This is a genomic window from Lysobacter sp. Root916 (assembly GCF_001429785.1).
Taxonomy (GTDB): Bacteria; Pseudomonadota; Gammaproteobacteria; order Xanthomonadales; family Xanthomonadaceae; genus Lysobacter.
Window position 1 is genome coordinate 467,145 of sequence record NZ_LMJF01000013.1, and the last position, 13,422, is coordinate 480,566.

General features: G+C 68.6%; 12 protein-coding genes and 1 pseudogene. 5 read left to right on the plus strand and 8 right to left on the minus strand.

All coding sequences use genetic code 11. The features are described 5' to 3' along the window. Positions 1–103 precede the first annotated feature (103 nt). The 3 genes from ASE35_RS14585 to ASE35_RS14595 all read right to left on the minus strand — a co-directional run bounded on the left by ASE35_RS14585 (position 104) and on the right by ASE35_RS14595 (position 4,399). The gene (locus ASE35_RS14585; protein WP_082576584.1) at positions 104–2,617 is read right to left on the minus strand and encodes a TonB-dependent receptor; all 2,514 of its coding nucleotides are present in this window, start codon (positions 2,615–2,617) and stop codon (positions 104–106) included. A gap of 130 nt (positions 2,618–2,747) precedes the next feature. Beyond that, complete coding sequence (locus ASE35_RS14590; protein ID WP_157489487.1) at positions 2,748–3,188, minus strand: VanZ family protein; 441 nt, start codon at positions 3,186–3,188, stop codon at positions 2,748–2,750. Further along, a complete protein-coding gene (locus ASE35_RS14595) occupies positions 3,185–4,399 on the minus strand; it encodes an SAM-dependent methyltransferase (protein ID WP_057164295.1) in 1,215 nt (404 codons plus the stop codon). Before ASE35_RS14595 ends, ASE35_RS14590 begins: the two co-directional genes overlap by 4 nt. Positions 4,400–4,529: 130 nt before the next feature. Here ASE35_RS14595 and ASE35_RS14600 point away from each other — a divergent pair, with 130 nt between their 5' ends. After that, on the plus strand, positions 4,530–5,282 hold the full coding sequence (locus tag ASE35_RS14600) for a pteridine reductase (RefSeq protein ID WP_057161091.1): 753 nt from the start codon (positions 4,530–4,532) through the stop codon (positions 5,280–5,282). A gap of 364 nt (positions 5,283–5,646) precedes the next feature. Here the strand turns inward: ASE35_RS14600 and ASE35_RS14605 are convergent, their stop codons facing one another. From ASE35_RS14605 to tsaD, 4 genes are all read right to left on the minus strand, one after another. Further along, entirely contained in the window at positions 5,647–6,477 is an 831-nt protein-coding gene (locus ASE35_RS14605; RefSeq protein ID WP_056181112.1) for a DUF6159 family protein, read from the minus strand. 160 nt (positions 6,478–6,637) lie between these two features. Further along, on the minus strand, positions 6,638–7,126 hold the full coding sequence (gene folK, locus ASE35_RS14610; protein ID WP_056181115.1) for a 2-amino-4-hydroxy-6-hydroxymethyldihydropteridine diphosphokinase: 489 nt from the start codon (positions 7,124–7,126) through the stop codon (positions 6,638–6,640). Between the two features lie 58 nt (positions 7,127–7,184). Continuing rightward, positions 7,185–7,544, minus strand: coding sequence for a dihydroneopterin aldolase (folB, locus tag ASE35_RS14615; protein WP_057164296.1), 360 nt, complete (start codon positions 7,542–7,544; stop codon positions 7,185–7,187). A gap of 235 nt (positions 7,545–7,779) precedes the next feature. Further along, positions 7,780–8,802, minus strand: coding sequence for a tRNA (adenosine(37)-N6)-threonylcarbamoyltransferase complex transferase subunit TsaD (gene tsaD / locus ASE35_RS14620; RefSeq protein WP_057164297.1), 1,023 nt, complete (start codon positions 8,800–8,802; stop codon positions 7,780–7,782). Positions 8,803–8,927: 125 nt separating this feature from the next. Here tsaD and rpsU point away from each other — a divergent pair, with 125 nt between their 5' ends. The 4 genes and pseudogenes from rpsU to ASE35_RS22210 all read left to right on the plus strand — a co-directional run bounded on the left by rpsU (position 8,928) and on the right by ASE35_RS22210 (position 11,931). After that, positions 8,928–9,143, plus strand: a complete 216-nt coding sequence (gene rpsU, locus ASE35_RS14625; protein WP_056181125.1) for a 30S ribosomal protein S21 — start codon at positions 8,928–8,930, stop codon at positions 9,141–9,143. A 213-nt stretch (positions 9,144–9,356) separates the two neighbouring features. Then, on the plus strand, positions 9,357–9,803 hold the full coding sequence (locus ASE35_RS14630) for a GatB/YqeY domain-containing protein (protein ID WP_057164298.1): 447 nt from the start codon (positions 9,357–9,359) through the stop codon (positions 9,801–9,803). Between the two features lie 358 nt (positions 9,804–10,161). Beyond that, positions 10,162–11,400, plus strand: a pseudogene (gene dnaG, locus ASE35_RS14635) (DNA primase); the annotation flags it as partial. Next, complete coding sequence (locus ASE35_RS22210; RefSeq protein WP_255356397.1) at positions 11,377–11,931, plus strand: hypothetical protein; 555 nt, start codon at positions 11,377–11,379, stop codon at positions 11,929–11,931. The pseudogene dnaG and the gene ASE35_RS22210, both read left to right, overlap by 24 nt. A 326-nt stretch (positions 11,932–12,257) precedes the next feature. Here the strand turns inward: ASE35_RS22210 and ASE35_RS14640 are convergent, their stop codons facing one another. Beyond that, on the minus strand, positions 12,258–13,391 hold the full coding sequence (locus ASE35_RS14640; RefSeq protein ID WP_057164300.1) for a membrane dipeptidase: 1,134 nt from the start codon (positions 13,389–13,391) through the stop codon (positions 12,258–12,260). Positions 13,392–13,422 lie beyond the last annotated feature (31 nt).

A 13,422-nucleotide genomic window follows, 5' to 3' on the forward strand; every position in this document is an offset into this window, starting at 1 on the left:
TCCGCTTTCCACGGGAGCGGCCATGCCAGCCCAGCCCCAAAAACGAAACGCCGGGCGGCCTCGCGGCCGCCCGGCGTTCCTACCACTCCATCGGTGTCGCGAATCAGAAGCGATAGTCCAGCCGCACGTAGTAGCTGCCGCCGTTCATGCCGAACGGCATGGTTTCCCAGCCGTACTTGAAGCCCAGCGACGGGAACGGGTTCACGCCCGGGTTGTCGGCGCCGACCGACCACTTGTCCGGGTACTGGTCGAAGATGTTGTTGCCGCCGACGGTCAGGTGCAGGTCGTCGGTGAACGAGTAGCGCACCGCCAGGTCGAACAGGGTCTTGCCGCCCCAGGTCTGTTCCGGCGCGAAGAACTCGCCGGTGACCGAACCGTAGTAGTTGGCGCGGCCGGTGATCGTCCACGGGCCGGTTTCGTACACGCTCTGCAACACGTGGTGCGCGCGCGGCTGGCCGCGCTCGACCAGGGTGATCTGGGCGGCGTCGAACAGCTGGCCCGGGGCCAGGATCGGCGAGTTCGAATGGATCTCGCGCACCTCGGTCTTGTTGAAGTGCACCAGCGCGGTCAGGGTCAGGTTGCTGCCGCTGGCGAACTCGGTGTTGTGGTTGGCGACGATGTCCAGGCCGGTGGTGCGGGTGTCGATGGCGTTGGTGAAGAACTGCGCCTGACCGACCCGGAACGGCGCCAGCGCGCCGGCGATCGGGCAGTTGCTGTTGTTGGCCGTGCAGGGCTGGCCATCGGTGCCGACCGACTCGGGCGCGATCACGCCGGAGAAGATGATGCGGTCGTCGATGTCGATGCGGAACAGGTCGGCGCTCAGCGAGAAGCGCTCGTTGGGCTTGAACACCATGCCCACCGAGCCGCTGCGCGAGGTTTCTTCCTTCAGCGGCGCCACGCCCAGCGCGCGGGTGACCGCGCTGTCCTGACGCGCGGTCAGGGTGTCGGTGAGGGTGCCGTCGGGGTTGAGGTTGGTCGAGACCTGGTTGTAGTACTGCTGCTGCACGCCCGGCGCGCGGAAGCCGGTGGACAGGGTGCCGCGCACGGCGAAGGTTTCGGTCGCGTTGAAGCGCGCCGACAGCTTGCCGGTGGTGGTGTTGCCGAAGTCGGAGTAATCCTCGAAGCGCACCGCGCCGCCAAGCAGGAAGCGCTCGCTCAGGTTGGTCTCGGCGTCGAAGTACAGCGCCATGCTGTGGCGGCCTTCGTCGACCTCGGTGCCCGGGGTGAAGCCGGGGAAGCCCTGGATGCCGCCCGCCGCGATGTCGCCGGTCTGGCCGCGAATGACGATGGCCGGGTTGTTGGTGCGGCCGTACATGTACGAGACCGGGTCGCCGGCTTCGATCGCGTAGTTGTCCTGGCGCCATTCGAAACCGGTGGCCAGGTACAGGCGGTTGTCGTTGAAGCCGTCGACGCTGCCGCGGAAATCCAGATTGAACGTGGTCTGGTCGTACTTGAGCGTGCCGGTCTTGGCGGTGGTCGGCGAGGCGGCGTAGATGCCGGCGGCCGGATTGGCCGGATCGCGCGGTTCGTACCACCAGCTCACGTTGACCGAGTTGGCCTCTTCGAAGCCGAACTTGCTGCGGCCGTGGTTGATCGAGACATCCCAATCCCAGTTCTCGCCGATCGGCGCCTTGTAGCCCACCGCCAGCGAGGCGTCGTCGACCGTGGTCAGGATGTTGGGCAGGAAGCCGTTGGGGTACAGCGCCGGCACCGTGCGGTTATCGCCGGCGCTGCGGAAGAAGCCGGAGGAATCGCCTTCGCGCCGCGAGATGCCGCCGAACCAGTACAGCTCGCCCTTGCCCACCGGCAGGCCGGCGTTGAGCCACAGGTAGTAGTCCTTGGCGTCGGCGTCGCCCAGGCGCTGGGTCACGCGCGGCGGATTGGTGCGCAGGCTGTCGGGGCCGGCGCGGTTGGTCTCGTTGCGGTTGCGCGCTTCGGCCGAGAGGTTGATGAAGCCGTCGGCGCCGAGCTTGAAGCCGGTGTTGACCGAACCGTGCAGCATCTCGCCGTCGCCGGCGTAGTACTGCGAGCCCTCGATCGACAGCTCGGTGTGGTCGGTCTGGCGCTTGAGGATGATGTTGATCACGCCCGCGATCGCATCCGAACCGTACTGGGCGGCGGCGCCGTCGCGCAGCACTTCGATGCGCTCGATCGCCGAGACCGGGATCGCGTTGATGTCGGTACCGGCCGAGCCGCGGCCGATGGTCTGCTGCACGTTGACCAGCGCCTGCTGATGACGGCGCTTGCCGTTGACCAGCACCAGCACCTGGTCCGGACCCAGCGCGCGCAGCGTGGCCGGGCGCAGGATGTCGGTGCCGTCGCTGACGAAGGTGCGCGAGAAGTTGAACGAGGGCTCCAGCATCTGCAGGATCTGGCCGACCTCGAGCGCGCCGGTGGCGTTGATTTCTTCGCGGCCGATCACGTCGACCGGCGCGGCGGTGTCCTCGGCGGTACGGCCGCGCACGCGCGAGCCGGTGACCTGGACGGTGTCCAGCGTGGTGGCGGTGTCCTCAGCGGGAGCCGGCGCTGCGGTTTGGGCGTAGACGGGGGCGATGGCGCTGGCGGCCATGGCGGCGGCCACGGCCAGCGCCAATCGGTTGCGGTGCACTGCGGACATGGTCGTTTCCTTGCGAATAAGGTTCGGGGGACGGACTTCCCGGAAGTCCGGCCCGAGATTCACAAGTTCTTAACCTTTGCGCAATACGTCGCGTGACTGTGCCGACTTTGGCTTTGCGGCGCTTGTCACATTATGACGAACGAATATTGGCGAGGCGTGCGTCCATGCGCTGCAAAACGTGCGCAAGCGGGGTCGAAGCCGAGGCCAACCCGGCCAAGGCGCCCAGGGCGTTGGCGAGGGCGTCGCGGCTGTCGCCCATGCGGCTGTCGGTGAGCGCGGCTTGGGCGTATTCCAGGGCCACTCCGAGCACGATCAGGGCGGCCGCGCTCAATGCCTGCGGGCGCATGCGCGCGAACAGCATGCCGGCGTAGGCCGACAGCGCGGCGTAGGTGAGGAAATGACCGACCTTGTCGGAGCCGGCGAACGGCGACGGCGGCAGATCGCCCGCCGGCAGCAGGGACACCGCGATCACCGCCAGCACGCCCGCCGCGCCCAGGGCCAGCCAGCGCCGCGGGGTATGGAACGGACGCAGCCACGGCCCCTTGGCTGCGTCGCCCGCGCGCGCCCTCACAGGCGGTGGCTCAGATCGCCGGCCAGAAACGCCACGCCGAATTCGACGTCCTTCTCGAAGCCCATGACCTGGAAACGTTCGCCCATTTCGCTAGGCAGGGTCAGGCGCTTGATCTCGTTGTGGCGACGTTGGCGCTCGGCGTCGTCGGCGATCGCGTCGATGCGTTCGAGCACGCCGGCCAGGCCGTTGCCGAGCAGGAAGCTGGCCTGCGAGCAGTAGCCGGCGAAGTCGAAACCGGCGGCGACCCCGGCCTCGGCCAGGGCGGTGAAGTCCACCGAGGCGGTGATGTCCTGCAGGCCCGGCCACAGCAGCGGATCGTGATGCATGCGATGGCGGTAGAACGCGCGCAGGGTGCCGTCGCTGCGCTCGGGCGCGTAGTACTCGGCGCGCGCGTAGCCGTAATCGACGAACAGCATCGCGCCCGCGCGCATGCCGCCGGACACCGCCTGGATCCAGTACGGCAGCTGCGGCAGCAGCTCGGAGCGGTAGCCCTCTTCGAACTCGCGCCCTAGCCGGCGTTCGACCTGGCGCACGGCGTTACCGAGGAAGGCGTCGGCCTCGCGCAGTTCGCGCGCGAAACCATCGCCGTCGATCACGATGTTTTCCTCATAGACCTCGCCGTTGCGGATCGCGAAGCGCGGCGTCGGTAGGGCGTCGATGACCTCGTTGGCGAACAGCACGCCGTCCCAGTCTTCCGGGAACGGTCCGTCCAGCCATTCCACCAACTCGAACAGCGGCGGCGTCAGGCGTTGCTGCAGACGTTCGCGCTGGCGATGGCGCAGCTCGGCGCTGGGTTCGAGGATGGCGTAGCGATCGGGCAGCGCGTCCAGTTCCAGCAGGCGCTTGATCGCGACCTCGGCGAAAGCGCCGGTACCGCCGCCCAACTCGAGCATGCGCGCGCTCGGCCCGATCTGGCGCAGCACCGGCGCGACCGCCTCGGCCACGCAGGCGGCGAACACCGGCCCGATCTCGGGCGCGGTCACGAAATCGCCGTCGTCGCCGAACTTGCGCGCGCCGGCGCTGTAATAGCCCAGGCCAGGCGCGTACAGGGCCAGCTCCATGTAACGCGAAAACGGGATCGCGCCCTCGTTGACCCCGATCTGCTCGCGGATCAACGCCTCCAGGCGCGCGCTGTGTTCCAGCGCGTCCTGGCCCGGCGCGGGCAGTGTCGCGGCTTCGCGGCGGGGGTCGTTCGGGGTGGGATCGGACATGGCGGGCGGAGGCGCGGCGGGCGGCCTGCAGTATAAGGAACGCGTGCAGAGTAACGAGTAACGAGTGGAGCCACCGCTATTCACCAGTTACTCGTTACTCTGCACTCGTTACTGAGGCCCTAGACACGCCATGCCCGCCACTCCCGCCGCACCCGTCGCCCTGATCACCGGCAGCGCCAAGCGCATCGGCGCCGCGATCGCGCGCGCGCTGCATGCCGACGGCTACGACCTGGCCCTGCACTACCGCGGCTCGGGCGAGGCCATGGCCGCGCTCGCGGCCGAGCTCGAAGCCGCACGGCCGGGCAGCACGCTGACGCTGCAGGCCGACCTGGCCGAATTCGACCGCCTGCCGGAACTGATCGCGCGCACCGTCGGCCGTTACGGTCGGCTCGACGCCCTGGTCAACAACGCCTCGGGTTTCGCGCCCACGCCGATCGGCAGCGCCACGCCCGCGCAATGGGACGCGATGTTCGCCAGCAACGCACGCGCGCCGTTCTTCCTGGCGCAGGCCGCGGCGCCGCACCTGAAGGCCGCGCGCGGCGCGATCGTGAACCTGGCCGACATCTACGCCGAGCGCCCGCTGCGCGATCACAGCTTGTATTGCATGGCCAAGGCCGCACTGGTCATGGCCACACGCGCGCTCGCGCTGGAGCTGGCGCCGGAGGTGCGAGTGAACGCGGTCGCGCCGGGTGCGATCCTGTGGCCGGAAGCCGAGGGCGCCAAGGACGAGGCAGCCAAGGCGGCGATGCTGGCGCGCACGCCGCTGGGCCGCACCGGCAGCGCCGAGGAAATCGCCGAAGCGGTGCGCTGGCTGTTGCGCGAGGCGCGCTATACCACCGGGCAGGTACTGCGGGTGGATGGCGGGCGCTTGCTGGGGGAGTGAGGCGCAAAGCCTTCGACCCTCCATTCTTCACGCCCTTCTTCGCAGTCCCTTCTCCCGCTTGCGGCGACCGAAGGGAGTGCGAGGCTGAGAAGGTGCCCGAAGGGCGGATGAGGGCAGCGACTGAGTTGGACCTATACGCCCGCGGCGGCCCTCACCCCAACCCCTCTCCCGCCAGCGGGAGAGGGGCTATCTTCACACCCTTCTTCGCATTTCCCTTCTCCCGCTTGCGGCGACCGAAGGGAGTGCAAGGCTGAGAAGGTGCCCGAAGGGCGGATGAGGGCAGCGACTGAAGGTGGAGCCACACGCCTGCGGCGGCCCTCACCCCAGCCTCTCTCCCGCCAGCGGGAGAGGGGCTATAGGCTCATTACTTGGCCTGGAACGCCGACTGCAGCTCCAGCGCGCGGAACGCCTCCGGCGCTTCGCCCTCGGTCGCATAGCGGTACAGCGCCGCCGAGTAGATGCCGCTCAGCGCGGCCTGGTACACGCCCAGCAGCAGCACCGCGATCAGGAACACCGCGCCCACCGCGATCGCCAGAGCGACCGAGACCTGCGCCGCCGCGAAGGCCAGCAGCGCGCCCACCGCGATCACCGCGAAGGTGATCAGGCCGAACGCCGCGCCGATGCCGACGTTGCCGATCGCGTTCTCGCCCCAGGTCTGCTTGAGCAGGCCGATGCTGCGCTTGAGCGCGTCGATCGGGCCCACGTTCTGGCTCACCAGCACCGGCACCACCATGAAGGTGGCCAGGGTCCAGGCCGCGCCCAGGCCGGAGCCGATCATGCGCACGATGAAGTTATTGTCGCGGTCCTTCAGCGACTGCAGGATCAGACCCACCGTCGCGGCGATCGCGGCGTAGCCCAGGATCGAGGGCAGGCGCGACTTGGCCGCGTCGAAGCCGTCGCGCAGGGTCGGGTCGCCGCCGTCGAGGCGGATCATGGCCGCGCCGACCAGGGCGCAGTTGAAGAAGATGATCACGCTGTACTGGCAAAAATAGAACAGGAAACCGAACACGATCCCGCCCACGCCAACGCCGTTCTCGAACAGGCGCAGCGCGAACATCGGCACCAGGAAGGTCGCCAGCACCAACAGCGTGGCCGCGCCGGACAGGACCGGGAACAGCATCAGTTCCTTGTCCGAGCGCAACACGCCCGCGCTCGCCTTGACCAGGCCCCAGCTACGCGAAAACTTTTCGAACATCGTGCGATCCCCCTTGGATGAATGGACGCATGCTCAGGCCAAACCCGGCGCATCGCAAGCGCTGGCGAGCCTGCGCCGACCGGCGGCACGCTCGCTCCCCGATACAGACTCGGGCGAGGCGAAGAATGTGACCGCCGGCGAGCGCGCTTCGGCGCGCCGCTCAGTCGCCGATGTCGGCCACCACCGCCGGCTGCGCGTAATCCGGATGCTCGCGCCACAGCTCGCCCAGGCTGCGGCCGACGCCCGGCACCACTACCTCCGGCGCGATGTCCGCCAGCGGGCGCAGCACGAAGGCGTGCTTGAGTTCCGGGCGCGGGATGCGCAGGTTGCCCGGGCCTTCGAGCACGCGCTGGTCGTAGAGCACCAGGTCGATGTCCAGGGTGCGGTCGCTGTAGCGCGGCCCGCTGCGGTCGCGGCCGTGGCGGTCTTCCAGGGCGTGCAGCCAGTCGTTGAGGTCCTGTGGTTCGAGCTCGCTGTCGACGATGGCGGCGCTGTTGTAGAAATCGGCGCCGTCGAAGCCGACCGCGCGCGTGCGGTAGACCGGCGACAGCACCACCTCGCCGAAGCGCTCGCGCAATGCGGCGATCGCGCCGCGCAGGTGGGTCGCGGCATCGAGGTTGCTGCCGAGACTGAGGTAAGCCTTACCCATCGCTGTATCCGGTACGCCCGGCCGGCGGCGGGGCGGAAAGAGGAAGTGGCGCCGCGGCTCAGCCGCCGACGCGCTCGCGCACGATCGACACCCCGACCGCGCGCGCGCCGCGCACCGCGCCGGGCTTGCTGAGCTTGAGCCTGACCCGGCGCACGCCGAACTCCTCGATCACGATGGCCGCCACACGCTCGGCCAGGGTTTCGACCAGGCCGAAGTCGGACTGCGACACGTACTCGATGATGCGTTTGCTGACCGCCTTGTAGTTCAAGGTGTGCTCGATCGCGTCGCTCGCGGCCGGGATGCGATTGTCGAACGACATTTCCAGGTCGAACACCAGCGGCTGGCGGATGCGCCGCTCCCAGTCGTAGATGCCGATCAGCGCCTCGATCTCGAGGCCTTCGATGAAGACGTGGTCCATAAGCGCCGGGAATAGGGAATCGGAAATAGGGAATCGTTGAGGAGCGCCGCAGCATGAACCGCCTCGCCGCTCCAGTACCGTCATCCCCGCCCAACGACTAGCTCAGGACAGGTCGGCCTTCGGCCGGACGGGAATCCAGTGACTTTAGCGCAAGCGCCGATGGTGGCGAACCGACAAGGCAAGCGAACCCCCTGCCCTTAACCACTCCCGATTCCCCATTCCCGATTCCCGGCTCTCAAACCGCCGGCAACTGCGCCATATCCCAGCGCGGCGTCACCATCACCGAGGCATCCTCGCGCTGCCCGGCCATCAGCCGCAACGCGCCGGCGTAGGCGATCATCGCGCCGTTGTCGGTGCAGAACGCCGGACGCGGGAACGCGACCCGGCCGCCGCGGCGCTCGGCCATCTGCGCCAGCCGCGCGCGCAGGCGCTTGTTGGCGCCGACGCCGCCGGCGACCACCAGGGTGTCGCAGCCGGCCGCGTCCAGCGCGCGCGCGCATTTGATCGCCAGGGTCTCGACCACCGCGTCCTCGAAACCGCGCGCGATGTCGGCCATGGTCTGCTCGCTCTGGTCGCTGTCGCGCCAGGTCAGCAGGACCTGGGTCTTGAGGCCGCTGAAACTGAAATCCAGGCCGGGCCGGTCGGTCATCGGCCGCGAGAACTTGTACTGGCCGGGCCGGCCGCGCTCGGCCAGAGCGGCCAGCTGCGGCCCGCCCGGGTAGGGCAGGCCCATGAGCTTGGCGGTCTTGTCGAAGGCCTCGCCGGCGGCGTCGTCCAGAGTCTCGCCGAGCAGGCGGTAGCGGCCGATGGCCTCGACCGCAACCAGTTGGGTATGGCCGCCGGACACCAGCAGGGCCACGAACGGCGGCTGCGGGCGGCCGAGCGGGTCGTCCTCCATCAGCGGCGCCAGCAGGTGGCCCTCCATGTGGTGGACCGCGACCGCAGGCAGGTCCAGGGCCCAGGCCAGCGAGCGCGCCACCCCGGCCCCGACCAGCAGGGCCCCGACCAGGCCGGGGCCGGCGGTGTAGGCCACCCCATCCAGGTCCGCGACCTGCAGCCCGGATTCATCCAGGGTCTGGCGGATCAGCGGCAGCAGCTTGCGCACGTGGTCGCGGCTGGCCAGTTCGGGGACCACGCCGCCATACTCCGCATGCAGCGCGATCTGGCTATATAGAGCGTGCGCGCGCAGCCCGGTTTCGGTGTCGTACACCGCCACACCGGTCTCGTCGCAGCTGGTTTCGATGCCCAGAACCTTCATCGGCGGGCCTGCTGTTGGGGGTCTTTCGCCTTCATGGGGGCTATGTTGCACCTTCCGTAGGGCCGCCGCTATAATGCACGGCTCGCCCGGTCTGTACGGGCCGGTCCCCGAATCCGAGATTACGTATGCCCAGCGTCAAAGTCCGCGAAAACGAGCCCTTTGAGTTTGCCCTGCGCCGCTTCAAGCGCACCTGCGAGAAGGCCGGTGTTCTGGCCGAAACCCGCAAGCGCGAGTTCTACGAGAAGCCCACCCAGGAGCGTAAGCGCAAGGCCGCTGCCGCGGTGAAGCGTCAGGCGCGCCGCGTCGGCCGCGACGTCACCAAGCGCAAGCGCTTGTACTGATCGCGCATCCCGCGCAGCCCCACCGTCCGCGGACGGGGCCAGCGAGGGATGACCAAGGAGCCGGCCGCGCCCTGCGCCGCCGGCTTTTTGCGTTTGCAGCCGGGATTGGATATTCGGGATTCGGGATTCGTAAAAGCCCCCTGAAGCCACCCTGCGCACCTTCGATCCGCGCTTTTGCCAATCCCGAATCCCCAATCTCGAATCCCTGCCCTTATGAGCCTCAAGCAACGACTCACCGACGACATGAAGGCCGCGATGAAGAGCGGCGACAAGCAGAGCCTGGGCGTGATCCGCCTGATCAACGCCGCGATCAAGCAAAAGGAAGTCGACGAGCGCATCGAGCTGGACGACACCGCCGTGATCGCCGTGCTCGACAAGATGGTCAAGCAGCGCCGCGACTCGGTCAGCCAATACGAAGCCGCCGCGCGCGAGGACCTGGCCGCGGTCGAACGCGACGAGATCGTGGTGATCGAGCGCTACGTGCCGGCCAAGCTGGGCGAGGCCGAGATCCTGGCCGCGATCGAAGCCGCCATCGCCGAGACCGGCGCCACCGGCCCGGCCGACATGGGCAAGCTGATGGGCCCGCTCAAGGCCAAGCTCGCCGGCCAGGCCGATATGGGCCAGGTGTCGGCGCTGGTGAAGCAGCGTCTTAGCAAGTAAAGGTTTGGGCCCGACCGGGCCCCTGCAAGGAGGTGCACCATGAAGCGCAACCACCCCCACGACGTGAGCTTTCGAGATCACGCGTAAGCGTCGCAAAGGTTATCCGTCCGAGACCCGCGTCAAACGCGGCGACCGGGTGGTCCACTCGGACAAGGAATTGCTCGAGAAGCTGGGCCGCAACGATCCCTGTCCGTGCGGGTCGGCTCGGAGGTTCAAGGTACTGCTGCCTGCGCAGCGGCCGCTATGAAGGCTCCGAGCGCGACCACTACGTCCGCGACTGAAAACGCTAGTCCAGACGAAGCCGGGTCCGCCCGGCTTTGTCGTTTTCGCCTGACCCCCATGGCATCCTAGCCCTCCGATGGCCCGCATCCCCGACGCCTTCATCGACGACCTCCTCGCCCGCTCCGACATCGTCGAGCTGATAGGCGCGCGCATCCCGTTGAAGCGCCAAGGCAAGGAATACTCGGCGCGGTGCCCGTTCCACGACGAGCGCTCGCCCTCGTTCACGGTCTCGCCGACCAAGCAGTTCTATCACTGCTTCGGCTGCGGCGCGCACGGCACCGCGATCAGCTTCCTGATGAACTACGACCGCCTCGAGTTCCTCGACGCGGTCGAGGAACTGGCCAAGCGCGTCGGCGTGGAAGTGCCGCGCGATACCCAGCAGCGCAACGAGGATTCCGACAGTCGCGATCTCTACGCCGCGGTCGAGGCGGCCTCGCGTTTCTTCCAAAAGCAGTACGGTCACAGCGGCAAGGCCCAGGGCTATCTCGACAGCCGCGGCGTCAGCGCCGACATCCGCGAACGCTTCGGCATCGGCTATGCGCCCGATGGCTTCAACGCACTGCGCGACGCGCTGGGCACCGACGAGCGCCGCATGAAGCTGCTGGAGCGCGCCGGCCTGTTCTCCAAGAACGACAGCGGCCGCGTCTACGACAAGTTCCGCGACCGGGTGATGTTCCCGATCCACGACCGCCGCGGCCGCACCATCGCCTTCGGCGGGCGCGTGCTGGACAAGGAAGACGGGCCCAAGTACCTCAACTCGCCCGAGACCCAGCTGTTCCACAAGGGCCGCGAACTCTACGGCCTGTGGCAGGTCCGCCAGGCCCACAACAAGATCCCGCGCCTGATCGTGGTCGAGGGTTACATGGACGTGGTCGCGCTGTTCCAACACGGCGTCGACACCGCGGTGGCCACCCTGGGTACCGCGACCACGCCCGACCACGCCGAGCTGCTGTTCCGCAACGCGGCCGACGTGTATTTCTGTTTCGACGGCGACCGCGCCGGCCGCGGCGCGGCCTGGAAGGCGGTGGAATCGGTGCTGCCGCGCATGAAGGACGGCCGCCAGGCCTTCTTCCTGTTCCTGCCCGAGGGCGAGGACCCGGATTCGCTGGTGCGCAAGGAAGGCGCGGAGGGTTTCGACCGGCGTCTGCGCGAGGCCACGCCGCTGTCGCAGTTCCTGTTCGACTCGCTGGCCGCCGACGTCAACCTGGGCACGCTGGAAGGCAAGGGCCGCCTGGCCGAGCGCGCCAAGCCGCTGCTGGCGCAGATCCCCGACGGCGCCTTCGGCGACCTGATGCGCCAGCGCCTGACCGAACTCACCGGCGTCGGCGCGCGAGCGAGCGCGCCCGAGACCCACGTACCCGCGCAGCGCGCGCGCGCCGGCGCGCCGACGCAGAAGCGCTCGCTGGTGCGCGCGGCGATAGAACTGCTGTTGCAGCAGCCCGCGCTGGCGCTGGAACTGCAGTCGCCCTACCGCTTCTCCGCGCTGCGCCAGAACGGCGTGGAGCTGCTGACCGAGATCGTCGAGCTGATCGCCGCGCGCCCGGACATCAACACCGGCGCGCTGATCGAACACTTCGCCGAACGCGAGGAAGCCAAGGCGCTGCAGAAGCTCGCCGCCAGCAGCTTCGTCGGCGACGAGCAGGTCATCAATCGCTATTTCCTCGGCACCATGAGCCAGCTCGAGCTGCAGGCGGTGGAACAGCGCCAGGCCGAGATCGCCGACAAGTTGCGCGAACTCGGGCCCTCGGCGTTGAGCATGGAGGAGCGCGCCGAAACCGCGCGCCTGCTGCAGGACGCGCGCGCGCTGCGCGCGCAGATCGCGGGGTATTCGGGGCCGGCGCTCTGAGTGGAGCGGGTGCGGCGAATCGCGTGATGCGCGTGATGCGCCCACCGCATCCGTAGGGTGCGGTGACAACCGCACCATCGCCATGCCTCGTACTCGCGCGACGGTGCGGTTCGCTAGCGCTCACCACACCCTACTGGTTGTTCCGCCCCGCCGAAGTAAGGGGGAGTCCGCCTTCGCGGGAATGACGGCAACGGCTCCGTAGGGTGCGGTGGCAACCGCACCATCGCCATGCCACGCACCCGCGCGACGGTGCGGTTCGATAGCGCTCACCGCACCCTACGTCGACGCTCTCGATCGCGTCGACGTCCTCGGCCGCAGCCCAGGGCTCAACCCCAGACTTCGCTCATCACCCGCTTGAAGTTGCCGCCCAGGATCTTGCCGATGCGCGCGTCCGAGTGCCCGCGCGCCGACAGCATCGCGCCCAGGGTTTCGAAGCGGCGCGGATGGTTGAGGTCGGGCAGGATCAGATACACGTCATCCGCCTCGCCCGGCGCCGAGATGCCCTTGGCGCGGCGCTCGGCGATGAACTTGCGGTGCTCGGCCTTGTACTGCGCGGTCAGCTGGGTCGCCGACACGGTGCCGTCGGTGCCGATGCCGACATGGTCCTCGCCGCAGACGTTCACCGCGTGCTCCAGATGCGCGATCAGGTCGGCCGCCATCGGCTGGCCCTGGGTGCGCAGGAACGGCATCAAGTAGATCCCGACCACGCCGCCGCGCTCGGCGACCGCACGCAGTTCGGCGTCGGTCTTGTTGCGCGGCAACGCGGCCAACGCGGCGCAGCCGGTGTGGCTGATGACCGCCGGCGACTTCGAGGCCGCGATCGCCTCCAGCGCGGTGCGCTGACCGCTGTGGGCGAGGTCGACCACCATCTTCTTCTGATTGAGCGCTTCGATCAGCTGACGACCGAACTTGCTCAGGCCAGCATTGGCCGGCTCCAGGCAGCCGTCGCCGACCAGGTTACGCAGGTTGTAGGTCAGCTGCACCGAACGCACGCCAAGCTGATGGAACACGCCCACGCGATCGAGATCCTCGCCGAAGGGCGTGGTGTCCTGGAAGTTGTAGATCAGGCCGGTCTTGTTCTCATCGCGTGCGCGCTGCAGGTCGGCGGCGTCGCGCAACGACAGCAGTTGCTCGGGGTGCGCGGCCAGCTCCGCGTCCCAAAACGCGATCTGGCCCATGGTCTCTTCGAAGGCGTTGAGGTAGTGGCCTACCGGCGCCACCGTGATCTGCAGAGCGCTCAGGCCGGATTCGCGCAGGTCGGCCAGCTCCTCGGCGCTGAGCATGGCGTCGGGCTGATGGTCCTGGCGCCCGATCGTGCCGCAGGCGTCCAGCGCGAAGGTCCTAGCGTAGGGCGCCCAGGTCGGCAGCGGCGCCGGCGGCGTCAGCGCATGCGCGCCCTTGGCCCAACTCGCCAACGCCAAGGCGCCGGCGCCGATCAGGAACTCGCGTCTATTTGCCATGCAGTGCTCTCCATTGGTGGGATCGCGGCGA